This is a genomic window from Rhodovulum sp. ES.010, from assembly GCF_900142935.1.
Classification (GTDB): Bacteria; Pseudomonadota; Alphaproteobacteria; order Rhodobacterales; family Rhodobacteraceae; genus Rhodovulum.
The window spans coordinates 3,173,708-3,199,325 of record NZ_FSRS01000001.1; the positions used below are offsets into that span (position 1 = coordinate 3,173,708).

The window sequence follows — 25,618 nt, forward strand, 5'->3', positions numbered from 1 at the left end:
GTTTATTGGTGCGGCCTGTCGTCCCCTGACTGCGTCGGCATGTCAAGACGGGGCGAGTTGTCAGGACGACGTGACGCGATTAGAGGTTCGGCGCATGGCTATCACACTTCCTTCCCCCGCTTCACCCCTGAAGATCGGCACCCGCGGCTCGCCGCTGGCGCTGGCCCAGGCGCACGAAACGCGCGACCGGCTGATGGCGGCCTTCGACCTGCCCGAGGACGCGTTCGAGATCGTGGTGATCCAGACCATCGCCGACAAGGTGCTGGACCGGGCGCTGAAGGAAATCGGCGGCAAGGGGTTGTTCACCAAGGAGATCGAGGACGCCATGCTGGAGGGCCGCATCGACATCGCGGTGCACTCGACCAAGGACATGGCGGTGGAACAGCCCGAGGGGCTGGTGCTCGACACCTACCTCCCGCGCGAGGATTTCCGCGACGCCTTCATCTCGCACAAGGTGACGGGAATCGCGGACCTGGAGGAGGGCGCGGTGGTGGGCACCTCGTCGCTGCGGCGCCGGGCGCAACTGCTCAACCGGCGCCCGGACCTGAAGGTGGTGGAGTTTCGCGGCAACGTGCAGACCCGGCTGAAGAAGCTGGAGGACGGCGTGGCGGTGGCCAGCTTCCTCGCCATGGCCGGCCTGAACCGGCTGAACATGAGCCATGTCGCGCAATCGGCCATCGAACCCGAGGAAATGCTGTCCGCCGTCGCGCAGGGCGCCATCGGGATCGAGCGGCGCGCGGACGACGCGACCGCCGCCCACATGCTGGAGGCGCTGCACGACCGCGAGACCGGCGAGCAGATGGCCTGCGAACGCGCCTTCCTCGCCGCGCTGGACGGCTCGTGCGAGACGCCCATCGGCGGGCTCGCCCGCCACGAGGGCGGGAATATCTGGCTGCGCGGCGAGATCCTGCGCCCCGACGGCTCCGAGAGCATCCAGGGCGAGGACCGCGCGCCGATCGCGGACGCCGCCGAGATGGGCTGGGCGCTGGGCAAGCGGCTGCGCGAGCAGGCGGGCGAAGGCTTCTTCGACTGGATCGAGGACTGAGACCCGCTCTTCCCCGCAGCTCTCGATGGCGCCGGAGCGGCAAGCCCGCCCCGGCGCCTTTCCTTTCGCGGATGTCGCAGGAGGCACCGGCAAGGGTCGCGCCCTGACCAGAGACGCCCGAGGCGCGCCCCTAGCCTGACCGGGAAGGAGGCCGCCCATGTCCACCGATCCGCTGCTGACGCCCTACCGCCTGAAGCACCTGACGCTGAAGAACCGGCTGATGTCCACGGCGCACGAGCCCGCCTATTCCGAGGACGGGATGCCGAAGGCGCGCTACCGGCTCTACCACGCGGAAAAGGCGAAAGGCGGCATCGCGCTGACGATGACGGCCGGGTCCGCGGTGGTCTCTCAGGACAGCCCCGAGGCGTTCGGCAACCTCCTGGCCTACAAGGACGAGATCGTGCCCTGGCTGGCCGAGTTGACCGACGCCTGCCACGCCCACGGCACGGCGGTGATGATCCAGCTCACCCATCTGGGCTGGCGCACCGGCTGGAACAAGGGCGACTGGCTGCCGGTGATCGCGCCGTCCGCGCTGCGCGAACCCGCCCACCGCGCCTTCGCCAAGGCGATGGAGGACTGGGATATCGACCGCGTGGTGGCCGATTTCGCGGCCGCCGCCCAGCGGATGCAGGCGGCCGGGCTCGACGGGATCGAGATCGAGGCCTATGGCCACCTGCTGGATGCCTTCTGGTCGCCCCACCAGAACCGGCGCGCGGACGCGTGGGGCGGGTCGCTCGACAACCGGATGCGCTTCACCTGGGCGGTGATCGACGGGGTCCGCGCGGCGGTGGGGCCGGAGTTCATCGTCGGGCTCCGGATGGTGGCCGACGAGCAGTTCGAGAAGGGGCTCAGCCGCGCCGAGGGGATGGAGATCGCCCGGCGGCTGGCCGCGAGCGGCAAGGTCGATTTCCTCAACCTGATCCGCGGCCGCATCGCAACCGATGCCGAGCTGACCAGGGTGATCCCGATCCAGGGCATGGCCTCGGCCCCGCATCTGGACTTCGCCGGAGAGGTCCGGGCCGAAACCGGCCTCGCGGTGTTCCACGCCGCCAAGATCTCCGACGTCGCGACCGCGCGCCACGCCGTCGCCGAGGGCAAGCTCGACATGGTGGGGATGACCCGCGCCCACATGGCCGACCCCCATATCGGCCGCAAGATCGCCGCCGGGCAGGAGACGCGCATCCGCCCCTGCGTGGGCGCCACCTATTGCCTCGACCGGATCTACGAGGGCGGCGAGGCGCTGTGCGTGCACAACGCCGCGACCGGGCGCGAGGGCTGGATGCCGCACGACATTCCCAAGGCCGACACGCCGCGCCGCGCGGTGATCGTCGGCGCCGGGCCCGCTGGACTGGAGGCCGCCCGCGTCGCCGCCGAACGCGGCCACCGGGTGACGCTTTTCGAGGCGGCCGACCGGGCGGGCGGGCAGATCAACCTGCTGACCGGCAATCCGCGCCGCCGCGAGATGGCGGGAATCGTCGACTGGCGGGTGGCGGAACTGGACCGGCTGGGCGTCGAGATCCGCTACAACACCTATGCCGAGGCCGACGACCTGCGGGCGCTGGACCCCGAGGTGGTGGTGATCGCCACCGGCGGGCTGCCCCAGCCGCCCGAGATCGCGGGCGCCGGGCTCGCGGTCTCGTCCTGGGACATCCTCTCGGGCGAGGTGAAGCCGGCGGGCCGGGTGCTGGTCTATGACGACCATGGCGGCCATGCGGGGATGAGCGCGGCCGAGGTGCTGGGCCGGGCGGGCGCCGAGGTGGAACTGGTCAGCCCGGAACGGTTCTTCGCGCCCGAGATGGGCGGCATGAACCACGTGCCCTATGCCGCGAGCTTTGCCGAGACCGGCACGCGGGTGACGATCAACACGCGGGTGACCGCCCTCCGACGCGAGGGCAACGAACTGGTCGCGGAGCTGGGCTCGGACTACGCCCCCGGCTGGTCCGACGCGCGCCGGGTGGACCGGGTGGTGGTGGAGCACGGCACCGAGGCGCTGGACGAACTCTACCACGCGCTCAGGCCCGAGGCGCGCAATCTGGGCGCGGTCGACTACCCCGCCCTGACCGGGCAGGGCGACCCGTTCCCCGAGAAGAACCCGGAGGGCGCCTTCCTGCTCTACCGGATCGGCGACGCCATCGCCGCGCGCAACATCCATGCGGGGATCTACGATGCGCTGCGCTACGGGCTGAGGTGGTGACGCCTGCCAGAATGCGCGCCTTCGGCGCATTCCCTTCCTCTCGGGCCCGGCCTTGCGGCCGGTCCCTCGGGCGGGCGCGCCGCCCCGGTCACAGGATCAGCACGCGGACGGCGAGGAAATAGATCGCGAGGCTCGCGGCGTCCTGGATCACCGTGCAGATCGGCCCCGAGCCCATCGCCGGGTCCGACCCGATCCGCTGGAACGCCCAGGGCAGGGCGAAGCCGACCACCGAGGACACCGCGCCGCCGCCCAGCACGGCGAGACCCACGGCCAGCGCCAGCAGCCCGTCGCCGAAGCTGGCCAGCACGCCGAGCCCCGCGATGGTGCCGAGCGCCGCGCCGATCCCGAGGCCGATCAGCGCCTCGTCGCGCATCAGAGGCCGGAGCGCGACATCCGAGGTCGAGAGCGCCCGGACCGAGACCGACACCGCCTGGGTGCCGATCGCGCCCGCGATATAGACGAGGGCCGGGACGAAGAACGCCACGGCCACGTTCGCGGCCAGCGCCTCCTCGAATCCGACCATCACCAGCGTGACCACGGTCGAGGCCGCGAGGCCCAGCACCAGCCAGGGCAGCCGCCGCGACAGCCGGTCGCGAATCGGCGCGTCCAGCGCCGCCGCCGGCCCGCCCTGATGCGCGCCGATCCCGGCCAGCCGCTGGAGGTCCTCCATGTGCTCGTCGCGCAGGATGCGGAACAGCGCCTCGGGCGGCACCGCGCCGATCAGGCGGCCGGTCTCGTCCACCACCGGCACCACGATCATGTTCAGCCGGATCGCCAGTGTCGCGATCTCCTCCTGGTCGGCCTCGACGGTGACGGCCTCGTGTTCGGGCTCCATGATCTCGCCGATCAGTCGCCCGGCATTGGCGAAGAGATCGTTGATGCGGACGATGCCGATCAGCCGCGTGTCGGCATCGGTGACGAGGATCGTGTCGGCGCAGTCGAAATGCTGCCCGCCCAGCGCCGCGATGAGGTCGGCGGCGCGGGTCTCGGGGCGTGCGGTCGGCACCGAGGCGACGAGGTGGGTCTGCGCGGTCTCGCGCCCGTCCTGGGCCGGGCTCGTGTCATCGGGGCTCATGCTGGTCTCCGCCGCCATCGCTCGCGGCGTTTTCTAGACCCGCGCCGGGGCCGGGGCCAGCCTTTCCGCGGCGGGGTTGGGCCGGGCCGGTCCGAAAAAAGTCCGACGGAATTCCGATGAAAGTCCGATGGAATTCCGATGCCGCGACTCCGCGCTTTCGGCGCCTACCGCGCCCGTTCGACAAGCTCCAGCACCGTCGGCCCCATCGCCTCGACGATCAGGGCGACGCCTTTCGCGGAGGGGTGGATGCCGTCCTCCTGCATGTAGTCGCGCATCGCCTGTCCGCGGTCGGGCAGGTCGCTCAACCCCTTGAGGAAGCTTTCGAAATAGAGGGCGTCATAGTCTTCGGCGAGATCCGGGTACATCGAGTCGAAGGCGGCCTTGTAGTCCGGGCCGTAATTGCCCGGCGCGTCGAGGCCGACAAGCAGAACCTCGACCCCGGCCTTCCGCGCCGCGGTCAGGATGCCTTCCAGGTTGGCGCGTGAGGCGGCCGGGTCGATTCCGCGCAACAGATCGTTCCCCCCCAGCGCCACGATGATCGCGTCCACCTCGGGCGTCAGCGTCCACGCGACCCGCGACAGCCCGCCCGCGGTGGTGTCGCCCGAGACGCCTGCGTTCAGAACCTCGACATCGGCCCCTTGCGCTGCCAGCCAGGCTTCGAGCTGCGGCACGAAGCCTTCGCCCTGGGGCAGCCCGTAGCCCTGGGTCAGGCTGTCGCCGAGCGCGGCAATCGTGACCTCTTCGGCCTGCGCCGCGGTGGCGCTCGCCGCGAGGCTGATGGCCAGGGCAAGCTTGAGCGCGCGCGTCCATGCCCCATATCCCAGAAGACGTGCAATCCCCAGAAGGCCTTCCATGACAGACCCTGTCCTTTCGCTGTCCGACGTCACCCTGACCCTTGCCGGGAATGCCGGGCCGGTCGAGATCCTGCACGGCATTTCGCTGAACGTGGCGAAGGGTGAAACGCTGGGCCTGATCGGGCCGTCGGGGTCGGGCAAGTCGTCGCTCCTGATGCTCATGGGCGGGCTGGAACGCGCCAGTTCGGGCCGGGTCATGGCGCTGGGCCGGGACCTGACCGCGATGAACGAGGATGCGCTCGCCCGGTTTCGCAGGGATCATATGGGCGTGGTGTTCCAGTCTTTCCACCTGATCCCGACGATGACGGCGCTGGAAAACGTGGCCACTCCGCTGGAACTTGCCGGCCACCGCGATGCCTTCGACCGGGCCGAGGAGGAGTTGCGCGCCGTGGGGCTCGGGCCGCGTATCGACCACTATCCCAGCCAGATGTCGGGCGGCGAGCAGCAGCGCGTGGCCCTGGCCCGCGCCGCCGCGCCGCGGCCGCATATCCTTCTGGCCGACGAGCCCACCGGCAACCTCGACGGCGCGAACGGCGCGGCGATCATGGATCTGCTCTTCGGGTTGCGCGACCGGCATGGCGCGACGCTGGTCCTTGTGACCCATGCGCCCGACCTTGCCGGGCGCTGCGACCGGGTGGTGGGCCTGGCCGACGGGCGCATTTCGGGCGAAGAGGCACGGAGGGCGGCGGAATGACCCTCGCCGTCGCGGCCCGGATCGCCCGGCGCGAGTTGCGCGGGGGACTGAGGGGGTTCTACATCTTCCTCGCCTGCCTCGCGCTGGGCGTTGCTGCCATTGCTGCCGTGGGATCGGTGCGCGAGAGCATCGAGGCCGGGTTGAAGCGCGAAGGCGCGGTGCTGCTCGGCGGCGATGCGGAGATGTCGCTGACGTACCGCTATGCCGAACCCGCGGAACGCGCCTGGATGGAGGAGGTCTCGACGGAGCTGTCCGAGGTCGTCGACTTCCGCTCGATGGTGGTGGTCGAGCGCGACGGCGAGACCGAGCGCGGGCTGACGCAGGTCAAGGGCGTGGACGATGCCTATCCGCTCTACGGGGCGGTCGACCTGGAGCCGGCGATGCCGCTGGGCGCGGCGCTGGCGGGCGACGGCGCGGTCATGGAACGCGTGCTGGCCGACCGGCTGGGGCTGGTGCCCGGCGACGGCTTCCGGCTGGGCACCGCGGATTACACGCTTTCGGCGGTGCTGCTGCGCGAGCCCGACGGCGCCGGCGACGGGTTCGGGCTTGGGCCGCGGCTGATCCTGCGCACCGAGGCGCTGGAGGGCTCGGGGCTGCTTCAGCCCGGCACGCTCTTCGAGACGAAATACCGCCTCGCCCTGCCCGAGGGGGCGGACATGGCGGCGCTGGAGGCGCGTGCCGACGCGGCCTTCGCCGACAAGGGCATGCGCTGGCGCGATGCGCGGAATGGCGCGCCGGGAATGACCCGTTTCGTCGACCGGATGGGGTCCTTCCTGGTGCTGGTGGGGCTTGCCGGGCTTGCCGTGGGTGGTGTCGGCGTGTCGGCCGCCGTGCGCGCCTATCTCGACGGCAAGACCGAAGTGATCGCAACGCTCAAGACACTCGGGGCCGAAGGGCGGACGATCATGCTGGCCTATCTGATGCAGATCGGGGCGCTCGCGGGCCTGGGCATCGCGATCGGCCTGGTGCTGGGCGCGCTGGCGCCGCTGGCCTTCGCGCCGTTCATCCAGGCGCGGCTACCGGTGCCGGCAGAGATGACCGTGCATGTGGGGCCGTTGGCCGAGGCGGCGCTTTACGGGGCGCTGACGGCGCTGCTGTTCACGCTCTGGCCGCTCGCACGGACCGAGGAGGTGCGGGCCGCGGCGCTTTTCCGCGACGTGTCCGGTCGGGTGCGGGCCTGGCCGCGGCCGGTCTATGTCGGCGCCACGGTGGCGCTGGCCGCGGCGCTGATCGGGGTGGCGGCCTGGTTCTCCGGGGTGCCGGAACTGGCGCTCTGGTCGGCCTTCGGGATCGTCGCGGCGCTTGGGCTCCTGGTGCTGGCGGCCTGGGGCTTGCGCCGGCTTGCCCGGCGGCTGGCGCGGGCGCGCGCGGTGCGCGGGCGGACGGCGCTGCGGCTTGCGCTTGGCGCGGTCGGCGGACCGGCGGGGGAGACGACCTCGGTTGTCCTGTCGCTGGGGCTGGGGCTGTCGATCCTGGCGGCGGTCGGCCAGATCGACGCGAACCTGCGCAGCGCCATCCAGCAGGAACTGCCCGAGGTCGCGCCCTCCTATTTCGTGGTCGACATCCAGGGCGATCAACTCGACGGGTTCCTCGACCGGCTGGAGACCGACCCGGGCGTGAGCCGTGTCGAGACCGCGCCGATGTTGCGGGGGGTCATCACGCGGATCAACGGGCGGCCGGCCAAGGAGGTCGCGGGCGATCACTGGGTGATCCGCGGCGACCGGGGCGTGACCTATTCCGCGACGCCCCCCGAGGGGACCATCGTGAACGGCGGCGAGTGGTGGCCGGGCGACTATGACGGCCCGCCGGTGATGAGCTTTGCCGACGAGGAGGCCGAGGAGATCGGTCTGGAGATCGGCGACGAGGTGACGGTGAACATCCTCGGGCGAGATATCACCGCGGAGGTCACGAGCTTCCGCGAAGTGGATTTCTCCACCGCCGGGATCGGTTTCGTGATCGCGATGAACCCCGGTGCCTTGCAGGCGGCGCCCCATACCCACATCGCCACGGTCTATGCGGAGCCGGAAGCCGAGGCCGCGATCCTGCGCGACCTCGCCTCGGCCTATCCGAACATCACCGCGATCCGGGTGCGCGACGCGGTCGACCGGGTGGGCGAGGTGCTGGCCTCGCTGGCCGCGGCGATCACCTACGGCGCCTCGGCGACGCTGGTGACCGGCATCATCGTGCTGATCGGCGCCGCGGCGGCCGGAGAGCGCACGCGGGTGTTCGAATCGGCGGTGCTGAAGACGGTGGGGGCGGTGCGGGGCCAGGTGCTGGCCTATTTCGCACTGCGTTCGGCGATGCTGGGCGCGGCGGCGGGCGCGGTGGCCATCGTCGCGGGCGGCTTGGCCGGCTGGGCGGTGATGGAATTCGTGATGATGGGGGGCTATGACTTCGAGCCCGTTTCGGCCCTGGCCATCGTGTTGGGCGGCGCGCTCGCCACCCTTCTGGCGGGCCTTGCCTTCGCCTGGCGCCCGCTGGCCGCGCGCCCCGCCCGCGTGTTGCGCGCGCGCGAATAGGGCTGCGCCCGGCTCTGGGCCGGCCGCACGCTGGTGCGCGCGGCGCCTCCGGCGGGAGTATTGGGACCAAGAAGAAGGTGGCTCACCGCCTGTCCTGCAGCTTGCGCATCCGGGCGACGAGGATCGGCAAGGCCAGGGTGAGCAGGAGCAGCCGGAACACGTGATGCGCCGCGACATAGGCCGGATCTGCGTTCAGGAGCAGGGACATCGCCATCATCGTTTCGAGGCCGCCCGGGGCGAAGGCGATGAGTGCGGTGAGCATCGGGATATCGAGCAGGCGGGAGACCAGCGCCGCGGCGCCGAGCGAGACGATCACGGCGAAACCGGTCAGCAGGCCGGAGGCGCGGAGGGCAGAGACCACCATCCGCGGCGTGACGCCCGAAAACCGTGTTCCGATCAGCATGCCCATGGTCACGAAGGCGGGGGTCGACAGCCAGGCCGGCACCGCGCCCTCGACCAGGCCGCTGGCGTGTCCGCTGGCCGACACGGCCATGCCGCCGAGCAGCAGCGCGGCCGGGATGCCCAGTTTCCGGAAGCCAAGGCCCAGCAGCACCGCGCCGGCCACCAGCGGCCCCAGCGCCGCAAGTGCCATCGGATCGGGGCCGGGCGGCGTCGTCGGCAGCGTGCCCTCCACTAGAAGCGGCGCGAGGAAGGGCACCAGCAGCGTGAGGGCCAGCACCCGGAGCGTCTGGATCAGCGTCACCCGTGGCAGGTCCGCCCGGACGTCGGTCGAGAGGCTGAGCACGAAGCTCAGATGGCCGGGCGTCGCGGCGAGCAGGGCGCTCATCGGGTCGAAGCCGAAGCGGCGGCGCAGGAGTCGCGCGCCCAGGCCGAGGATCGCGGCCAGCGCCGCGGCGAGAAGCAGCAGGCTGACCGGCCAGCGGGTTGCGGTGGCCATGGCCTCGGGCGTGACGCCTGCGCCCATGTTGACCCCGATGGTCACGAAACAGGCATCGCGCAGCCAGGGCGGCAGCCCGACCCGCCCCCCCGCGAGGGCCAGCAGCGTCACGGTCAGGGCCGGGCCGGTGAGGAATGGCGCCGGCACGCCGAGGCGCGTCGCGAGCAGGGCGCCGGCCGCGCCGGCGGCGAGGGTGAAGATGGCAGGGACCATGGCAGGTTCGGATCTTGCGGGCGGGACCGGTCGTGTCCGGTGGGGGTCCAGAATCGAGGGCCGCGCCGGAATGTCAATTCCCGGGCAACGCTGGCGTGTCCGACCGCCACAGGCAAGCCCGCGATGGCCCGGCCCGCTTGACTTGGGCCGCGCCCTGTCGCATCGGCAGGGCGTCTGCATTCGCAACAGGGTATTGCCATGAAGATCGCGATGATCGGGACGGGCTATGTCGGGCTCGTCTCTGGCGTGTGTTTCTCGGATTTCGGCCACGAGGTGGTCTGCGTGGACAAGGACCCGCGCAAGATCGAGATGCTGGAGCGCGGCGAGGTGCCGATCTACGAGCCCGGGCTCGAGGAGGTGATGGCGCGGAACGTGGCCGGCGGGCGGTTGTCTTTCACCGGGGACCTGGCCCGGGCGGTCGACGGGGCGGACGCGGTCTTCATCGCGGTGGGCACGCCCACCCGGCGCGGCGACGGCCACGCCGACCTGACCTACGTGATGGCGGCGGCCGAGGAAATCGCCCGCGCGCTGACGGGCTATTGCGTCATCGTCACCAAGTCCACCGTTCCGGTCGGCACCAATAGTCAGGTCGCGGCCACGGTGAAGGCCGCCAACCCCGCGGCCGAATTCGACGTGGCCTCCAACCCCGAATTCCTGCGCGAGGGCGCGGCGATCGACGATTTCATGCGCCCCGACCGAGTGGTGGTCGGCGTCGAGTCCGACCGCGCCCGCGACGTGATGGCCGACATCTACCGGCCGCTTTTCCTGCGCGAATTCCCGATCGTCTACACCGACCTCGAATCCGCCGAGATGATCAAGTATGCGGCCAACGCCTTCCTCGCGGCCAAGATCACCTTCATCAACGAGATGGCGATGCTGTGCGAGAAGGTGGGCGCCGACATCAAGGCGGTGTCCAAGGGCATGGGGCTGGACGGCCGGATCGGCAACAAGTTCCTGCATGCCGGGCCCGGCTATGGCGGGTCCTGCTTTCCCAAGGACACCTCGGCGCTCGCGCGGATCGGGCAGGATCACTCCTGCCCCTGTCACATCACCGAGACGGTCATCGAGGTCAACGACAAGGTCAAGCGGCGGATGGTCGACAAGGTGGTCGATCTTTGCGGCGGGACGGTCAACGGCAAGATCGTCGCCGTGCTGGGCGTGACCTTCAAGCCCAATACCGACGACATGCGCGAGGCGGCGGCGCTGACCATCGTGCCGTCGCTGGTCGGCGGCGGGGCGCGTGTGCGGGTGGTCGACCCGCAGGGCCGGCGCGAGGGCGAGGCGCTGTTGCCCGGCGTGAGCTGGGAAGACGACCCCTACGAGGCCGCCCGCGGGGCCGACGCGGTGGTGCTGCTGACCGAGTGGAACGAGTTCCGCGGGCTCGACCTTGCACAGATGGCGGGCGCGATGGCCACGCCGCGCATGGCGGATCTGCGCAACATATACCCCGTCGAGGACGTTCGCACGGCGGGGTTCGAGGCCTATATCGCGGTGGGCCGGCGGGGCTTCGGTCTCGCGGACTAGCGCGATGGGGGACGTGTTCTTCGTCGCCTCGAAGATCGCCTGGGGCCTGATGCGGGTGGACAGCCTGATCCTGGCCCTGCTGCTTGTCGGGACGCTGGCGCTTTGGCTTGGGTCCTGGCAGACGGGGCGGGTACTGGTCAGCCTGTCGCTTCTGGTGGCGGCCGTTGCGACGCTCTCGCCCTTGGGGGGCGCGATGCTGGCAGCGCTCGAACGCCGGCACGCCGTGCCCCGGATTTCCGGGCCAGTTGCCGGAATCGTCCTGCTCGGCGGTGCCGAAGACCCGGTGTCGACGGCCCTCCGGGGGCAGCCGTCCGTCAACGAGGCCGGCGAGCGGTTCCTTGCGGCGCTGGACCTTGCCCGGCGGTTCCCAGAGGCGCCGGTCATCTTCACCGGCGGCAGCGGGCGGCTCATCCCCGCCGCGATTCCCGAGGCAGAGGTGGCGCGGGCGCTGCTGACCGGGGCCGGGCTTGCGCCGGAACGTCTGCTTCTGGAAGGCGCGTCGCGCAACACCGCCGAGAACGCGCGGTTGTCGGCAGACCTGGCGCCCGAGCGCGACGGCCAGTGGCTGCTGGTCACGAGCGCGTTTCACATGCCGCGCGCGGTCGAGACCTTCTGCGCCGCGGGCTGGCGCGACATCACCCCCTATCCGGTGGATTTCCGAAGTCGTGCCGGGGCGCCGTTCAGCTGGGACCCGGCCGGTCGGCTGGAGGCGTTCAACACGGGCTTTCGCGAATATGTCGGGCTGGCGGTCTATCGCGCGACGGGCCGCGCGGCGCATCCCTTGCCCCGCGGTTGCCTTTACCGCGGCTGAGCCCCCTTTCGTCGCGGCCGCGCGGCGCCTATAGAAGAGCGCCATGCCGGTCACGCTCTCCACCCTGTCCGATCTCGACGCGCTGGATGTCGACGAGATCATCGATGTCCGTTCGCCCGCCGAATATGCCGAGGATCATATCCCCGGCGCCATTTCCTTGCCGGTCCTGTCGAACGAAGAGCGCGCGCGCGTCGGCACGATCTACACGCGGGAAAGCCCGTTCAAGGCGCGCAAGCTGGGTGCAGCGCTGGTGGCGCGCAACGCCGCGCACCATATCGAGACCGCGCTTGCCGACCGGCCGAAATCCTGGCGCCCGCTGGTCTATTGCTGGCGGGGCGGGCAACGTTCGGGCAGTTTCGCGCTGATCCTGGGCCAGATCGGCTGGCGGGCCGACACCGTTCTGGGCGGGTGGCGCAGCTACCGCCGGCTGGTGCAATCGGCGCTCTACGAGGCGCCATGGCCGTCGCCGGTCGTGGTGCTGGACGGCAATACCGGCACCGCCAAGACCGAACTCCTCGGGCTGCTGAATGCGGCGGGGGTGCAGGTGATCGACCTCGAAGGGCTGGCGAACCACCGCGGGTCGGTGTTCGGGGCGGTTGCGGGCGGCCAGCCCGCGCAAAAGGGGTTCGAGACGGCGCTGGCCATGGCACGGGATCGTCTCGACCCGGCCCGCGCGGTGGTGGTCGAGGCGGAATCGAGCAAGATCGGCCGGATCAACCTGCCGCCCGGCCTGTGGGAAGCGATGAAGGCCGCGCCGCGGCTGGTGCTGCAGGCGCCGCTGGAGGCCCGCGCCGCCTATCTGGCGCGGCGCTACCGCGACCTGACCGACGATCCCGCGCGGCTCCTCGCCACCATCGACGCCCTGGGCGCGCAGCATGCGCGCGAGCGGATCGAGACCTGGCGGGTGCAGGCGGAGGCGGGTGCGTTCGAGGCGCTGGCCGCCGGGCTGATGGCTGCGCATTACGACCCGCGCTATGGCCGCCAGAGGGCGCGTTTCGAGGACCGGCCCGCGCGCGCCGTGCATCTCGACCGGCTCGACCCCGAGGGGCTCGCGGCGGCCCTGCCCGATATCGTCGCGGCACTCGAGGCGCTCAGCCCAGCGTGATCCGGGGTGGGCCGCCGGTAATCGTGCCGACGCGCGCCGCGCCCGGCCCAAGGCGTTCCAGGATCGCCCCGGCCGCCTCGGCGGGCAGCGCCGCGAGCAGGCCGCCCGCCGTTTGCGGATCGAACAGCAGGGCGCTGCGCGGGTCCTCCAGGGTCGCGCCTTCCATTCCGGTCGCAAGCGCCGCGTTCTGCGGAAACAGCGTCGAGCGGATGCCGAGGCGGGAGAGCCGCAGCGCGCCCGGCATCAGCGGGATATCCTTGGGCCGCAGCTCCGCCCCCACGCCCGAGGCGCGCAGCATCGACATCAGATGCCCGGCCAGCCCGTAGCCCGTCACGTCGGTCATGGCGTGTGCCTTGGGGGCCAGAGCCGCCGCGGCGTCGGCCTGGCCCTGCTGCATCGAATCGAGCGCGGCCAGCACCTCGGCCCCTCCGGCGCGCCCTTGCATTTCAGCGGCGAGAATCGTGCCGCTGCCGATCGGCTTCGTGAGGATGAGCACGTCGCCGGGGCGTGCCCCCTCCAGGCCAAGCGGCGCGCCCGCCACAAGCCCCGTCACCATGAACCCGATCGTCAGTTCCGCGCCGGTGGAACTGTGCCCGCCGACGAGATCGGCCCCGGCCGCGCGCAGGACTTCCTCGGCCCCGGCAAGGATCTCGCGCAGGGTGGCGGCCTCCATCGCCTCGGCCATCCGGGGCAGGATCACCGTGGACAGGGCTGCCTGTGGCGTCGCCCCCATCGCCCAGATGTCGCCCAACGCGTGCGTCGCGGCGATCCGCGCCATGGCGTAAGGGTCCTCCGTCACCGCGCGCAGATGGTCGGTCGTCAGCACCTGCGCGCCCACGCCATGGGCCAGGATCGCGGCGTCGTCGCCCGCCCCGCGCACCACCTCGGGCCGCGCCGGTGGGGCAAGGCCCGAGAGCGCGCCGGACAGCGTCGCCGCGCCGGGCTTGGCCGCGCAGCCGCCACAGGGCGGCTGGCCCCCGCCCGCAAGCTCCTCCACGCCGAGGGCGGCGCCGCGGGGCACCTTCGGGCCGGCGTCCATTGGTGGCAACTCGTGAAACTTGCGCATGAACTTGCGGTCGATACGGTCCTTCCACCACCAGACCCAGCGCCCCTCGACGCGCAGCTTCAGCCGGTCGGCGGCCGCCCGTCTGGCCCCCATCGAGATGAGCTTCAGATAGTCCTTCTGCGGGCGGTAGCGGCGCATGCGTGCGCCCGTCGCGGCCGCGCGCAGGTTGGCCAGCAGTACCGGCGCCTCGCGCACCGCGTAGACTCCGGCCTTGGGCCGGGGCGCATGTGACAGGTGCGCGCAGTCGCCAACGGCGAAGATGCGCGGGTCGGTGACCGAGCGCAACGTGGCATCGACCGTGACGAAGCCCCGGGTCAGGTCGAGGCCGGTGCCGCCCAGCCAGTCCTGCGGCCGGGCGCCCGCCGCGCCGATCACAAGCCCGGCGGGAATCGTCTCGCCGCTGTCGAGCACCGGCCCCTCGGCGGCGATCCGGGCGATGCGCGCCCCTGTCCGGAGGGTGACGCCCTGTGCCGCGAGGCTGTCCATAAGCGCGGCCCTTGCGCCGGGGCGCACGTCGCGCAGCACCTCGTCGGCCGCGTCGATCAGCGTGATCTTGGGGGCAAGGCCCGCCCGCGCCAGCCGGTGCCGCGCGGCGAGCGCGAGTTCCACCCCGGCGACGCCTGCCCCGATCACGGCCGCGCGTGGGGCGACCTCTGCGCGCTGCGCCCTTTCGACGAACGCCTCCCAGGCGTCGGCGAAGGCCCCGAGCGGCTTGGCGGGCACGGCATGGGCGGCAAAGCCCGGCAGGTCCGGCAGGTCGGAACTGATCCCGATATCGAGCGAGGCGATGTCGTACCGGATGGGCGGACGCCCGGGCACATGGACGAGACGCGCCTTGCGGTCGATCCCTGCGGCGCGGCCGACCACAAGGCGGGCGCCGGCATGCCGTGCAAGCGGCACGAGGTCGATCTCGAGCTGGTCGCGCAGGTAGTGCCCCGCCACCAGCCCCGGCAGCATTCCGGAATAGGGCGCGGTGGGCCCCGGGTTGATGACGGTCAGCCGCACGCCCGGCACCGGCGTCATGCCCCAGGCGCGCAGCACCAGCGCGTGGGTGTGGCCCCCGCCGATCAGAACGAGTTCGCGGGTCAGCGGCAGGGGGTGGTCCATGCGGGCTCCGGTGACTGCTTCGGCCCCGATATAGGCCGTCCGGTCTACGGAAGACAGGGGCCGCGAGGCGCGCGCCTGCGGCGGCCCGGCGCCGCGGGATCGAATGGGCCGGGCGTCAGGGTGCGCACCATTGCCCCGCCCAAGCGTCCTCGGCATGGAACCGGGCGCGGCGGTGGGGGGCGGCGGCCAGGTGCAGCGTCTCGATCTCGTCGATCATGCCCTGCAGGGCGCAGAACGCGGCCGGGTCGGCTTTTGCGTTGTGTTCTTCGGGCTGGCCGATGGGCGTGCCGGGGGGCGGCATCGCGCCGTAAAGCGCGCGGGCCGCCGCCGGAAGCGCGTCCCAGCGCGCCGCGGCAGGCGGGTCGTCGAGGGGGTGGAACCGTGCGCGCAGCCGGATCTGAAACAGCGCGTCCGGGTCCCAGACCAGCAGGCTGGCCCGCGGTTCGGCGGCGAGATCGCGTATTTTCGCGCTGCGCCGGTCGGTGAAAATCTCGACTGTCGCCTGGGCGCGCTCGGCGGCACGCAGCACCACCATGCGCACCTCCGCCCCGCAGGTGCCGACGGTGGCGAGCACCGGGTGGCGGGCAGGGGCTGCGCGGTCGCGCGGCCCGGCCTCCAGCCGCGCCCATACCGCGTCGAGCGTGCCGGGCAGCGTCGCCAGCGGATCACTCATAGCCGGTCATCTCCAGATAGCCGCGGCCGCCATGGCTCCCCGCTACCTTGACCGGCCCCTCCCAATAGGAAACCAGCGTATCCATCCACGCCTCCGCGTACAGCGCGTCCAGCGTCACGTCGACATCCCGGTCCGGAATCGTGACGCGCCAGCGGACCGGGATGTCGCGCCCCGCCACCTGCGCGGTGTCCAGGGGCGCAAGCGACACCGAGCCGGGCGCAAGCGGCGTTGCCGCGCCGTCCGGCGCGATCCAGGTGCCGGTGGTGTAGTCGCCCGAGTCCGCGCGCAGGCGGAAGGCCATCAGCTTCGCCCCGCCGTCGAGATGCAGCGAAATCCAGTCCCACCCCTCCTGATCGCCGGCCAGCGGCTGGCTGGACCATTCCCGGTCGAGCCAGGCCTCGCCCGTCACCTCGACCGGGCCGTCCGGCAGGGTGAGGGTGCCCGCGACACGGTAGAAAGGCTGGGAATAGTAGTAACTGGCCGTGCCGCTTTCGGATTTCACCGAGTAGCCGTCCTCGCCGTGGCGGACCAGCGGACCCGTCGCCGTCAGCGCAAGGTCATAGGCGAAGTCGGTCCCCGTCGCGGCGAGGTCGAGTGCGGACAGCGGGTCGACGTCGCGGGGCGCGGCGCTGTCCATCCGCCAGTCGTCGATCCACGCCCGAAACGGGTCCAGCGTGACGCCCGCCTGGCCCGTCCCGCCCCGGCCCAGCCGCTCGGCCGAGAAGTGCCGCTCGGGCGTGGTCAGCCCCGCATGCCCCATCCAGGCGCGCGCCTTCTGCCAGCCTGCGCCGGGGTCGCCGGGGGCCAGCGCGTTGCGGAACAGCGTCCACTGAACGCCGTAGTCCCGACCGTCGGCGCCGGTCAGGTTGGCCGTCAGATACCACCACTCGATCCGGAACCCGGGATGCGGGCCGTGATCGCGGGGGAACTCGAGCTCCGTGCCACGCTGCGGCAGGGTGTAGCCGTCGGACGTCTGTCCGAGGCCGGCGAACCCTTGGGCCAGCGCCGGCAGCGGCAGGAAAAGCAGCAGGATCAGGGCTCTAGCGTTCATCGGCAAACACCTTGACCAGCGTCGCGGGTTCGATCCGGGCCAGCCGCCAGGCGGGCCAGGCGGCGGCCAGCCCGCCCGCGGCCAGCGCCAGCGCGCCGAGCCACAGCCAGTCGGCCGGGAAGACATGCATCGGCAGCCGCCAGCCGAAGGCCGCAACATTGACCACGGCCAGCAGCACCCAGGCGAGGACCAGGCCCACCGGCACCGCAAGCACCATCGTCAGCGCCGCCAGCAGCACCGCACGGAGGAGTTCCAGCCGGGCGAGGCGCCTGCGGGTCAGCCCCAGCGCCCAGACCGGAGCGAGCTGGGGCAAGCGCATGGTCGAGAGCGTGAGCAGGCTGGTGAACATCGCGAATCCCGCCACCCCCATCGTGAGCACGTTCAGCGCGGCGGTCACGGCGAAGGTGCGCTCGAAGACGCGGAGCGAGATCTCCTTCACCGCCTGCTGGTCGATCATGTTGTCTTCGGGCAGGCCGAACTCCTCGACGAGCCCGGCGCGCAGGTCCCCCACCGCATCGTCGGCGATGCGGATGGCATAGCGGCGCCGGTCGAGATCGGGGAATTGCGACACGAGATCGTCCACCCCGATGATGACTTGCCCGCGCGGGTTGCCGTAATCGGAATAGACGCCGACCAGCGGGCGGATCGCGCCGCCCGGCAGCGGCACCGGGTCGCCCAAGGAAAGGTCTTCGCGCCGCCAAAGCTGTTCGTTGACGATGGCGCCCTCGCCGCGGGCCAGCCGCGCCCAGACATCGGGCTCGGTCACGAGCATCGGCCAGTTGTCGGAATAGGTCCGGTGGTCGGCCACGCCGTAGATCTCGACCGGCTGGCCCAGCACCGGCCCCTCGACCCGCCAGATCGGCAGGAGCGCATCGACGCGCGGCTCCAGCCAGGCGCGCAGGCGGTCCGCCTCGGCCTCGGTCGATGCGGTCACGTAGAGCTCGGAGGGCAGGCGCTGGTCGAGCCAGGCGGTGAAGGTCAGCCGGAAGCTCGCGACCATCGTGCCCACGCCGATATTGGCCGAAAGCGCGAGCAACAGCGCCATCAGCGCCAGCGACAGGCCCGGAAGCTGTTGGCGCGTGTCGGCCCAGAACCACTGCGAAAGGACGCCGCGGCTGGCGTGCTCTGCCCCGCCGAGGACCAGCGCCAGCGCGACGGGCAGGGCCAGCGCGGCCGACAGAAGCAGCGCGCCGAGCAGGACGAAGCCGCCGACCACGCCCGTTCCGAATAGCCCGGCAAGGATCGCGACCACGGCCAGCGCCGCGGCGAGCCCCCCCTGCCAGGCAAGCGCGCGGGCCGAGGCCCGCGCCCAGGCCCGTGGCTGGGCCGAGGCCAGCAGCGGCATCCGCCAGAGCCGCCAGAGGCTTTGCGCCGCCGCGACGCCCGCCCCCATGAGCGCGATGGCGAGCCCGCCGAGCCACCATTCCGGCCTGAGCGACAGCGAGCCCGACAGCGTCGCGCCGTAGAGCCCGCGCAGGGTCGCGGCGACATCGGGCAGCAGTGCGGCCGCGATGACGTAGCCGAGCGCGATGCCAACGAGCCCGGCGACCAGCGCCAGCAGCATCACCTCGGCGGCCAGAAGCCCCACCAGGGTCTTCAGCGGCAGCCCCAGCGCGCGCAGCGTGCGGAACATCGCCCGGCGCTGCTCGAAGGCAAGGCCGATGGCGGAATGGACGATGAACAGGCCCACGGCGAAGGACAGGAACCCGAACGCGGTCAGGTTCAGGTGAAAGCTGCCGGTCAGTTCGGCCACATCCGCGGTTTCCTGCGGGGCGCGACGCTCCAGCCCAGGGGCGATCTCGTCCAGCGGCCGTCGGCCCAGCGGCTGTTCTTCGGCCAGCAGCAGGCGCGAGACCTCGCCCTCGGCCCGCAAGAGCGTCTGCGCGAGGGCGATATCCATGAACAGGAAGCCCGGCGGCACGCCCTCGGCCGCGACGACCGGTGGCAGGTCTTCGGCGCCCTCTAGCTCGGCCGCGGTCTCGGGCGCCGCGAAGGCTTGGCCCGGTTCGGTAATGAAGCCCAGGATGTCGCCGCTGGCCGCGACCGGCTCGGGCAGGGCGCCCGTTGGCGCCGTGAAGGGGTCGATCCCGTAAACCTGCACCGAGCGTCCCGCCCGGCTCCAACGCCCCTCCACCACCGGCGACACCAGCCACCCCGCTCGGCGAAGGTCGACAAAGAGCTGTTGCTGCACCCGCTGGCCATCGGCGGGCACGAGACTTTCCAGCCGGTCCTGGCCCAGCACCTCGGCCGCTTGGTCATAGCTGGCCCGCGCCTCGGCATTTATGGCCTGCACCCCGGACCAGAGCGCCGTGGCGAGCGCGAGGCCCAGGAGAAGGCTGGCCAGTTGCAGCGGGTGCCGGCGCCAGTGCGAAAGCAGCGCGGAAAGGGCCGCCCGGCGCATCAGGCGAGCTTTCCGCCCGACAGGTGCACCCGGCGCGAGAGCCGGCCTGCCAGCCGCGGCGAATGGGTGACCATCAAGAGCCCCGCACCGGCCTCGGCAACGAGGTCGAGCATCAGGTCCAGTACCTTGTCGCCGGTGGCCTCGTCGAGATTGCCGGTCGGCTCGTCCGCGAGGATCAGCGCAGGGCGCGCGGCGAGCATCCGGCCGATCGCGACGCGCTGCTGCTGGCCGCCCGAGAGCTGTTCTGGGTAACGGTCCATCAGCCCCGACAGCCCCAGCCGGTCGGCCATCCGGGCGGTCCAGTCGGGGTCTTCCCGTCCGGCGAGGCGCGCCTGGAAGGTCAGGTTGGCGGCGACATCCAGCGAGGGGATCAGGTTGAACTGCTGAAAGACGAGTCCCACCGCCTCGCGCCGCAGCCGTGCCAGCGTGCGGTCGTCCGCGCCGGTCAGGTCGCGATCGGCCACCGTGATCGCGCCGCTGTCGGCCCGGTCGAGCCCCGCGCAAAGGTGCAGAAGCGTGCTTTTCCCCGATCCCGATTCGCCGGTCAGGGCCACGGTTTCGCCGGGGGCAAGCGACAGGTCGACCCCGCGCAGGACCTCGACGCGCGCGCCGCCGCTGTCATAGCTTTTGCCAACCTTGTCGAGATCGAGAAGCATCTGCCATCCTCCGCGCCGCCTACCTAGCGCGGGCGGCCGTGGCGGACAGCCCCGAAACGCGGGACGGGGTGCCGCAGGGCGGGCTCACTCGAAGGCGGTGCCGGACTTCACCCCGAGCTTCTTGAACACGATGGCCGCCGGGCAGAAACCGGTGAAGGAACTCTGGATCATGTTCACGCCGATGAAGGCGGTGAAGAGGTACCACCAGCCCGACACCCAGGTGCCCAGGGCAAGCGATAGAAGGATCATGAAGCCTGCGAACATCAGCACGGTACGGTCGAGGGTCATCGGATGTCTCCTTTTGCGCCTAAGGGCCCGGAGGGGCCATTGCGAAAGGATATGCGGGCGCGAAAACAAATTCAAGAACATGAATGTTTTTCTGCGCGTCTGGCCGGCCTTGACCGCGCCGGCGGGAGGCTGTCCCTTGGCGGGCGATGTCAGAAACCGCCTCGGGAGACCCCGCATGAAACTGTTGCCGGCCGCTATCGCCCTGCTCGCCATCGCCGCCGCCCCCGCCTTTGCCGAGACGCGCGTGACCTACAAGTCGGCCAAGTCGGGCTCGTCCTACTACCAGATGGGCGTGCAGATCGCCGAAGCGATGAAGGCCGGCACCGAGGGCGAGATCATCGTCACCGTCGAGGAAAGCCAGGGCTCGGTCCAGAACGTCATGGAGGCGCGCGCGCGGGGGGCCGACTACGTCTTCACCACGCCGCCGGCGCTGGTCGGGCTTGCGCAAACCGGCAAGGCGATGTTCGAGGGCAGGGGCGATCCGAGATTCGACGAGATCCGCGCGCTGTTCCCGATCCCGTCGCTGACCATGCATTTCGTGATGTCCGAGGACAGCGGCGTGACCGATTTCGCAGGGATCGAGGGCAAGACGATCCTGCTGGGCAAGGGGTCCTTTGGCGCGCGCGAGGGGGAGAGGTATCTCGGCCTCTTCGGGCTGGAGGGCAAGGTGGACATCGCCGATGTGGAACTGTCGAACGCCGTTCCCGCGCTCAAGAACGGGCAGATCGACGGGTTCGTGACCACAGGCAGCTGGCCCGCGCCGAACGTGATCGAGGCGGCGGCCTCGACGGGCGTGCACGTGATCTCGATGAGTGACGCGCAGATCGCCGAAACGGGCCGGACGCGGCTGGTGATCCCGGCGGGCGCCTATGCGGGCCAGGACGAGGACATCGTGACGACCTCGCTGCCGGTGGTCGCCTACACGACGACCGCGATGGACGATGACACCGCCTACGAACTGACCCGGACCTACTGGGAGCAGAAGGCGAAGATGGCCGACAGCGCCCGCTGGTGGGATGGTGTGGATCAGGGTCTGATGGAGAACATCCGCGGGAAGATTCACTCTGGCGCGTTGCGCTACTACCGCGAGGCGGGCTTTCCACTGACCGACGGGCAGATGTAAGACGGGTCTGATCCCTCTATACGGCCGGGCCCCGGGCGGTCCGGCCTTTTCCTTGCAGGACGCCCATGCCCGCCGCATCCAACGACATATCTGCGACCAGCCCCGCGCGCTGGCTCTGGCTGGCGCTCGCGGTGCTGCTGATCGCCTTTCACCTGGGGCTGATCTTCTCGGGCCTCGTGCCGAACCTGGTGGCGCGGCCGCTGCACATGGCGCTCATCCTGCCCTGGATTTTCGTCTTTGCGGCCCGGTCCGCCCTGGGGCGGGCCACCGGGCTGCTCTGGTCGGCGCTCGGGATCGGCGCCGCCGGCTGGATCGCCTTGAACCAAGAGCGGCTTGCCGACCAGTACGGCTTCCTGGAGGGCACCGGACAGGTTGCCATCGCCATCGTTCTGCTGCTGACCGTGCTCGAGGCCGCGCGCCGCGCCATCGGTTGGCCGCTGCCCACGGTCGCGGCGCTGGCTTTGGCCTACGGCTTGTTCGGCCAGCACATCCCCGGCGAGTTCGGTCATTCCGGCACGCCGCTGGCCAGTTTCCTGGGCACGCTGACAATCGCCGAGGGCGGGCTTTGGGGCAGCCTGACAGGTGTCTCGGTGGGCATCGTCGCGGTCTTCGTGATCTTCGGGGCAGTGCTGAACGCGGGCGAGGCCGGTCAGGGCTTCATGAACGTGGCGGGTTACGCCGCGGGGCATCTCAGGGGCGGGGCGGCCAAGGTGTCGCTGATTTCCTCGGCGCTGTTCGGGTCGATCTCGGGCTCGGCCTCGGCCAACGTTGCGTCCACCGGCGCGATCACGCTGCCCGCGATGGCCCGGCTTGGCTATCCGAAGCGGCTCGCGGGCGCGGTCGAGGCGGTGGCGTCCTCGGGCGGGCAGATCATGCCGCCGCTGATGGGGGCGGGGGCCTTCGTCATGGTGGAGCTGACCGGCGTGGCCTACACCGGCATCATGGCCGCCGCGCTGATCCCGGCGCTGCTCTACTTCTTCACCGTCTGGGTGGGGATCGACGGCTATGCCCGCCGCCACGATCTGAAAGGCTTGGCCGAGGAAGACCGGCCGCGGGGCCGCGACGTGGCGATCACCTCGCTGTTCTTCTTTGTCCCCTTCACCGTGCTGCTGTGGGGCATGTTCGCGCGCGGCGTGACCGCGCAATACGCCGCCGCCCAGGCGATCTTTGCCGGTGCGGTGCTGTTGCTCTTCAACCGGCGCCTGCGGGTGGTGCCGCTCGAAGCGGCGCAGAGGATGGAGCGCGCCTGCCTGACCGCCGCAAGGCAGGTCTCGATGATCGCCGCGATCATCCTGTGTGCGTCCATCGTGATCGGCGTGCTCGCGATCACCGGGCTGGGGGTCAAGCTCACCTCGCTGATCCTGTCCGGGTCTGGCGGGCTCCTGTGGCCCTCGCTGCTTCTGACCGCGTTGGCCTGCCTGCTCCTGGGCATGGAGGTGCCGACGACCGCGGCCTACGTCATCTGCGTGTCGGTCGCGGGGCCGGCGCTGATCGAGCTTGGCCTCGCGCCCTTGCAGGCGCATCTCTTCGTGTTCTGGTTCGCACTGCTGTCGACCATCACGCCGCCGGTCTGCGGCGCGGTGTTCATCGCCGCGGGCATGATCGAGGAGAACTGGCTGAAGGTCGCGGTCACGGCGATGGCACTGGGCGTGGGGCTTTACGTCATTCCGCTGGGCATGGTGGCGAACCCGGACATCCTCGCGCTCGCCTCGGCCCCTGCGGCGGCGCTGATTGCGGGGTTGCGGCTCGCGCTGGGGCTCGGGCTTCTGTCCTGGGGGCTGATCGGGGCGCGCGGCGGGCTTGCCCGTGTCGCCTCGGCACTGGCGGGCACGGGGCTGGTCTTCGCGGGTCTGTGGCTCTGACCGGCGCTCGGCCCATGCCTGTCAGGGCTGCCGCGCGTGGAAATGGTGCACCGGGCCGTGCCCGCTGCCGACCTGCAGATCGCCCGAGCGTTCGATGGCCGCCGCGGTGTAGTCCTTGGCGCGCCGCGCCGCCTCGGGCAGCGGCAGGCCGAACCCCATCTGCGTCGCCAGCGCCGATGACAGCGTGCAGCCCGTTCCATGCGTGTTGTGCGTGGCGTAGCGCGGCCCTTCGAGCCACTGCGCGCCGTCGGCCGTGACGATCAGGTCGGGGCTTTCTGCGCCGTCGAGATGCCCGCCCTTGAGCAAGACCGCCCGCGGCCCCAACGCAAGCAGCGCGCCCGCCTGGGTCTCGATCTCGCGCGATGATGCGGCCGCCGCCGCGCCCAACAGATCGGCGGCCTCGGGCAGGTTCGGCGTGATGACGGCCGCCATCGGCAAGAGCCGCTCGCGCAGCGCCGCCACAGCCTGCGGCTCCAGCAGGCGGTCGCCGCCCTTGGCCACCATGACCGGGTCGAGCACCACCGGCGCGGCAAGCCCCTCCAGCGCCTCGGCCACCGCCGCGACGATCGGCGCGCTGCCCAGCATGCCGATCTTGATCGCGTCGATGCGGATATCCGCGCGGATCACGGCGATCTGGTCGTCGACCATACCGGGATCGGTGAGTGCGACGCCGTGCACCCCTTGCGTGTTCTGCGCGGTCAGCCCGGTGATCGCGGCCATGGCATAGCCGCCATTCGCCGAGATCGCCTTGATGTCCGCCTGGATGCCGGCGCCGCCCGAGGGGTCGGACCCGGCGATGGACAGAATGTTCGGGATCATGTCTGACTCCATGCGTTCAGTAGCGCGCGGGTCGCGGCCTCGGGGTCGGGGGCGCGGCTGACAGCAGAAACGACGGCCATGCCCGCCGCCCCGGCCCGCCGCAGATCGGGAATATCGCCAGGTCCCAGCGCGCCGATGGCCACGGTAGGCACCGGCGCGGCGGCGACGATCCGGGCAAGCCCGTCGAACCCGATGGGCGCGGCTGCATCGGGCTTCGTCGCGGTCGCGTCGTGCACGGGACCTGCGCCGATATAGTCGACACAATCCGGGATCGCGGCGCATTGCCCGAGCGTCTCGATCGACAGCCCCAAAAGCGCGTGTGGCCCGATCCGGTCGCGCGCGGCCCGCGGGTCGCCGTCGCCCTGGCCGATGTGAAGGTCCGCGCCGGTGGCGCGGGCGACCTCCACCCGGTCGTTGACGAAGAGGCGCACCCTCAGAGGCCCCAGTTCGGCCAGCAACGCCTCGGCCAGCCGCGCGATCTCGGAATCCGGAGCGGTCTTGTCGCGGATCTGCACCGCCCAGGCGCCTCCGCGTGCGGCCGCGCGGGCCTGATCGATATGCGACAGCGGCGCGGCAGCGTCGGTGACGACGTAGACCGGCCCGATCATGCCGCAGCCTCGATTCGCGCGCCCGTGTCCACCGCCTCGGGCGTTAGGGCGTGAAGCGCGTCCAGGAAGGCCGGCTGGAAGCTGCCCGGTCCCGCTGCCGTTGCCCCCGCAATTTCGCCGGCCAGACCGAACGCGGCCAGCGCGGCGGCCGTGGCCTCCAGCGTCGGCTGGCCGACGCAGAAGGCCGCGATCACACCGTTCAGCGAACAGCCCATGACGGTGATACGCGGCATCAGCGGGTGCCCGTTCGCCACTCGGAAGGCGCGGGCCCCGTCGGTTACGTAATCCACCGGGCCTGTCACCGCGACCACGCCGCCCGTGCGCGCGGCGAGGTTGCGCGCCGCGGCCTCGGCGGCCTCGACGCTGTCGCCGGCATCCACCCCGCGCGCCGTGCCGCCAAGCCCAGCCAGCGTCAGGATTTCCGAGGCGTTGCCGCGGACCACCGTGGGCCGCAGGTCCAGCAGCCGGTCCGACAGGTCCTGCCGGAACCGCGTCGCGCCGACGCCGACGGGGTCGAAGACCCAAGGGCGCCCCGCACGCGCCATGACATCCGCTGCCGCCTCCATCCCGGCGGCCCAGTCCGCATCGGCCGTCCCGATATTGACCGTCAGCGCATTTGCAAGCGCCGCGAATTCGGCCACCTCGTCGCGTGCATGCACCATCGCGGGCGAGGCCCCGATGGCCAGCAGCACGTTGGCCATCATGTTCATCGCCACGAAATTCGTGATGTTGTGGATCAGCGGGCCCGTCTCCCGCATGTCCGAAAGATAACGTCCGGGGGGTTCCATCGCGCCTCCCATGGCGGGGGGCATGGCGGCCGGATGCACGAGCGGCGCGGCCACCATACAACTCCCTCCGCCGGCATGATCCGGTTCAGGTTCAAAGGGTGCTTCTCAGCCCGCTTTGCGCGGACGCCCCTGTTGCGTACGCCGGACGATGCAGGGCGCGGCCGGGCTTGTCAACCGGGCGCCGCGGCGGGCCGTCCGGCAACGCGCGATTGCCTTTGCCCGCGGAACCTGCTTGCATTCGTCC

The 25,618-nt window shown here is 71.2% G+C and carries 21 protein-coding genes and 1 riboswitch; of the genes, 9 read left to right on the forward strand and 12 right to left on the reverse strand.

All coding sequences use genetic code 11. The features are described from left to right. The first annotated feature begins 94 nt into the window (after positions 1–94). On the forward strand, positions 95–1,045 hold the full coding sequence (gene hemC / locus BUR28_RS15710) for a hydroxymethylbilane synthase (protein ID WP_074220985.1): 951 nt from the start codon (positions 95–97) through the stop codon (positions 1,043–1,045). A gap of 157 nt (positions 1,046–1,202) precedes the next feature. Then, positions 1,203–3,239, forward strand: a complete 2,037-nt coding sequence (locus BUR28_RS15715) for an oxidoreductase (RefSeq protein WP_074220986.1) — start codon at positions 1,203–1,205, stop codon at positions 3,237–3,239. An 88-nt stretch (positions 3,240–3,327) separates the two neighbouring features. Here BUR28_RS15715 and BUR28_RS15720 read toward each other — a convergent pair whose 3' ends face one another. Then, entirely contained in the window at positions 3,328–4,314 is a 987-nt protein-coding gene (locus BUR28_RS15720; RefSeq protein WP_175566964.1) for a magnesium transporter, read from the reverse strand. Positions 4,315–4,478: 164 nt separating this feature from the next. Next, positions 4,479–5,168 carry an arylesterase gene (locus BUR28_RS15725; protein ID WP_074220988.1) on the reverse strand — a complete coding sequence of 230 codons (690 nt, stop codon included), beginning with the start codon at positions 5,166–5,168 and terminating at the stop codon, positions 4,479–4,481. On the opposite strand from BUR28_RS15725, the gene BUR28_RS15730 reads away from it, so the two are divergent. Then, positions 5,167–5,862, forward strand: coding sequence for an ABC transporter ATP-binding protein (locus tag BUR28_RS15730; protein ID WP_074220989.1), 696 nt, complete (start codon positions 5,167–5,169; stop codon positions 5,860–5,862). The two genes, BUR28_RS15725 and BUR28_RS15730, sit on opposite strands and share 2 nt — an antisense overlap. Next, positions 5,859–8,381 (forward strand): ABC transporter permease, encoded by a 2,523-nt coding sequence (locus BUR28_RS15735; protein ID WP_074220990.1) that lies wholly within the window; start codon positions 5,859–5,861, stop codon positions 8,379–8,381. The genes BUR28_RS15730 and BUR28_RS15735 overlap by 4 nt, the downstream gene beginning before the upstream one ends. An 82-nt stretch (positions 8,382–8,463) precedes the next feature. Here BUR28_RS15735 and BUR28_RS15740 read toward each other — a convergent pair whose 3' ends face one another. Next, positions 8,464–9,492: an AbrB family transcriptional regulator gene (locus BUR28_RS15740; protein WP_074220991.1), complete on the reverse strand. Its 1,029-nt coding sequence runs from the start codon at positions 9,490–9,492 to the stop codon at positions 8,464–8,466. A gap of 198 nt (positions 9,493–9,690) precedes the next feature. Here BUR28_RS15740 and BUR28_RS15745 point away from each other — a divergent pair, with 198 nt between their 5' ends. From BUR28_RS15745 to mnmH, 3 genes are read left to right on the forward strand one after another with little or no spacing between them, the layout of a single operon-like run. Then, a complete protein-coding gene (locus BUR28_RS15745; RefSeq protein WP_074220992.1) occupies positions 9,691–11,016 on the forward strand; it encodes a UDP-glucose dehydrogenase family protein in 1,326 nt (441 codons plus the stop codon). A 4-nt stretch (positions 11,017–11,020) separates the two neighbouring features. Next, the gene (locus tag BUR28_RS15750; RefSeq protein ID WP_074220993.1) at positions 11,021–11,827 is read left to right on the forward strand and encodes a YdcF family protein; all 807 of its coding nucleotides are present in this window, start codon (positions 11,021–11,023) and stop codon (positions 11,825–11,827) included. Positions 11,828–11,870: 43 nt separating this feature from the next. Further along, on the forward strand, positions 11,871–12,932 hold the full coding sequence (gene mnmH / locus BUR28_RS15755) for a tRNA 2-selenouridine(34) synthase MnmH (RefSeq protein ID WP_074220994.1): 1,062 nt from the start codon (positions 11,871–11,873) through the stop codon (positions 12,930–12,932). Here the strand turns inward: mnmH and selD are convergent. The 6 genes from selD to BUR28_RS15785 form a co-directional block, all read right to left on the reverse strand. After that, entirely contained in the window at positions 12,919–15,105 is a 2,187-nt protein-coding gene (gene selD / locus BUR28_RS15760; protein ID WP_074220995.1) for a selenide, water dikinase SelD, read from the reverse strand. The two genes, mnmH and selD, sit on opposite strands and share 14 nt — an antisense overlap. Before the next feature lie 115 nt (positions 15,106–15,220). Next, positions 15,221–15,778 (reverse strand): pyridoxamine 5'-phosphate oxidase family protein, encoded by a 558-nt coding sequence (locus BUR28_RS15765; RefSeq protein ID WP_074220996.1) that lies wholly within the window; start codon positions 15,776–15,778, stop codon positions 15,221–15,223. Continuing rightward, the gene (locus tag BUR28_RS15770) at positions 15,771–16,829 is read right to left on the reverse strand and encodes a lipocalin-like domain-containing protein (protein WP_074220997.1); all 1,059 of its coding nucleotides are present in this window, start codon (positions 16,827–16,829) and stop codon (positions 15,771–15,773) included. Before BUR28_RS15770 ends, BUR28_RS15765 begins: the two co-directional genes overlap by 8 nt. Next, a complete protein-coding gene (locus tag BUR28_RS15775; protein WP_074220998.1) occupies positions 16,819–19,230 on the reverse strand; it encodes an ABC transporter permease in 2,412 nt (803 codons plus the stop codon). Before BUR28_RS15775 ends, BUR28_RS15770 begins: the two co-directional genes overlap by 11 nt. Further along, a complete protein-coding gene (locus tag BUR28_RS15780) occupies positions 19,230–19,886 on the reverse strand; it encodes an ABC transporter ATP-binding protein (RefSeq protein WP_074220999.1) in 657 nt (218 codons plus the stop codon). Before BUR28_RS15780 ends, BUR28_RS15775 begins: the two co-directional genes overlap by 1 nt. Positions 19,887–19,970: 84 nt before the next feature. After that, positions 19,971–20,174 carry a YgaP family membrane protein gene (locus tag BUR28_RS15785; protein WP_074221000.1) on the reverse strand — a complete coding sequence of 68 codons (204 nt, stop codon included), beginning with the start codon at positions 20,172–20,174 and terminating at the stop codon, positions 19,971–19,973. Between the two features lie 175 nt (positions 20,175–20,349). On the opposite strand from BUR28_RS15785, the gene BUR28_RS15790 reads away from it, so the two are divergent. Beyond that, positions 20,350–21,297: a TAXI family TRAP transporter solute-binding subunit gene (locus BUR28_RS15790; protein ID WP_074221001.1), complete on the forward strand. Its 948-nt coding sequence runs from the start codon at positions 20,350–20,352 to the stop codon at positions 21,295–21,297. 65 nt (positions 21,298–21,362) lie between these two features. Then, on the forward strand, positions 21,363–23,159 hold the full coding sequence (locus BUR28_RS15795) for a TRAP transporter permease (RefSeq protein ID WP_074221002.1): 1,797 nt from the start codon (positions 21,363–21,365) through the stop codon (positions 23,157–23,159). 21 nt (positions 23,160–23,180) lie between these two features. On the opposite strand, the gene thiD is transcribed toward BUR28_RS15795, so the two are convergent. The 3 genes from thiD to thiM are packed head-to-tail and all read right to left on the reverse strand — an operon-like array spanning position 23,181 to position 25,374. Continuing rightward, complete coding sequence (gene thiD / locus BUR28_RS15800; protein ID WP_074221003.1) at positions 23,181–23,978, reverse strand: bifunctional hydroxymethylpyrimidine kinase/phosphomethylpyrimidine kinase; 798 nt, start codon at positions 23,976–23,978, stop codon at positions 23,181–23,183. Next, the gene (gene thiE / locus BUR28_RS15805; protein ID WP_074221004.1) at positions 23,975–24,586 is read right to left on the reverse strand and encodes a thiamine phosphate synthase; all 612 of its coding nucleotides are present in this window, start codon (positions 24,584–24,586) and stop codon (positions 23,975–23,977) included. Before thiE ends, thiD begins: the two co-directional genes overlap by 4 nt. Beyond that, a complete protein-coding gene (gene thiM / locus BUR28_RS15810) occupies positions 24,583–25,374 on the reverse strand; it encodes a hydroxyethylthiazole kinase (protein ID WP_074221688.1) in 792 nt (263 codons plus the stop codon). Before thiM ends, thiE begins: the two co-directional genes overlap by 4 nt. 45 nt (positions 25,375–25,419) lie before the next feature. Then, positions 25,420–25,515, reverse strand: a riboswitch (TPP riboswitch). Positions 25,516–25,618 lie beyond the last annotated feature (103 nt).

What these genes read in the sequence shown, in the direction of transcription:
- BUR28_RS15715 (WP_074220986.1), top strand. Translation starts at nt 1,203, where the DNA reads ATGTCCACCGATCCGCTGCTGACGCCCTACCGCCTGAAGCACCTGACG.
- selD (WP_074220995.1), bottom strand. Translation starts at nt 15,105, where the DNA reads ATGGACCACCCCCTGCCGCTGACCCGCGAACTCGTTCTGATCGGCGGG.
- BUR28_RS15770 (WP_074220997.1), bottom strand. Translation starts at nt 16,829, where the DNA reads ATGAACGCTAGAGCCCTGATCCTGCTGCTTTTCCTGCCGCTGCCGGCG.
- BUR28_RS15720 (WP_175566964.1), bottom strand. Translation starts at nt 4,314, where the DNA reads ATGAGCCCCGATGACACGAGCCCGGCCCAGGACGGGCGCGAGACCGCG.
- mnmH (WP_074220994.1), top strand. Translation starts at nt 11,871, where the DNA reads ATGCCGGTCACGCTCTCCACCCTGTCCGATCTCGACGCGCTGGATGTC.
- BUR28_RS15795 (WP_074221002.1), top strand. Translation starts at nt 21,363, where the DNA reads ATGCCCGCCGCATCCAACGACATATCTGCGACCAGCCCCGCGCGCTGG.
- thiM (WP_074221688.1), bottom strand. Translation starts at nt 25,374, where the DNA reads ATGGAACCCCCCGGACGTTATCTTTCGGACATGCGGGAGACGGGCCCG.
- BUR28_RS15740 (WP_074220991.1), bottom strand. Translation starts at nt 9,492, where the DNA reads ATGGTCCCTGCCATCTTCACCCTCGCCGCCGGCGCGGCCGGCGCCCTG.
- BUR28_RS15730 (WP_074220989.1), top strand. Translation starts at nt 5,167, where the DNA reads ATGACAGACCCTGTCCTTTCGCTGTCCGACGTCACCCTGACCCTTGCC.
- BUR28_RS15765 (WP_074220996.1), bottom strand. Translation starts at nt 15,778, where the DNA reads ATGAGTGATCCGCTGGCGACGCTGCCCGGCACGCTCGACGCGGTATGG.
- thiE (WP_074221004.1), bottom strand. Translation starts at nt 24,586, where the DNA reads ATGATCGGGCCGGTCTACGTCGTCACCGACGCTGCCGCGCCGCTGTCG.
- BUR28_RS15775 (WP_074220998.1), bottom strand. Translation starts at nt 19,230, where the DNA reads ATGCGCCGGGCGGCCCTTTCCGCGCTGCTTTCGCACTGGCGCCGGCAC.
- thiD (WP_074221003.1), bottom strand. Translation starts at nt 23,978, where the DNA reads ATGATCCCGAACATTCTGTCCATCGCCGGGTCCGACCCCTCGGGCGGC.
- BUR28_RS15745 (WP_074220992.1), top strand. Translation starts at nt 9,691, where the DNA reads ATGAAGATCGCGATGATCGGGACGGGCTATGTCGGGCTCGTCTCTGGC.
- BUR28_RS15750 (WP_074220993.1), top strand. Translation starts at nt 11,021, where the DNA reads ATGGGGGACGTGTTCTTCGTCGCCTCGAAGATCGCCTGGGGCCTGATG.
- BUR28_RS15780 (WP_074220999.1), bottom strand. Translation starts at nt 19,886, where the DNA reads ATGCTTCTCGATCTCGACAAGGTTGGCAAAAGCTATGACAGCGGCGGC.
- BUR28_RS15785 (WP_074221000.1), bottom strand. Translation starts at nt 20,174, where the DNA reads ATGACCCTCGACCGTACCGTGCTGATGTTCGCAGGCTTCATGATCCTT.
- hemC (WP_074220985.1), top strand. Translation starts at nt 95, where the DNA reads ATGGCTATCACACTTCCTTCCCCCGCTTCACCCCTGAAGATCGGCACC.
- BUR28_RS15725 (WP_074220988.1), bottom strand. Translation starts at nt 5,168, where the DNA reads ATGGAAGGCCTTCTGGGGATTGCACGTCTTCTGGGATATGGGGCATGG.
- BUR28_RS15735 (WP_074220990.1), top strand. Translation starts at nt 5,859, where the DNA reads ATGACCCTCGCCGTCGCGGCCCGGATCGCCCGGCGCGAGTTGCGCGGG.
- BUR28_RS15790 (WP_074221001.1), top strand. Translation starts at nt 20,350, where the DNA reads ATGAAACTGTTGCCGGCCGCTATCGCCCTGCTCGCCATCGCCGCCGCC.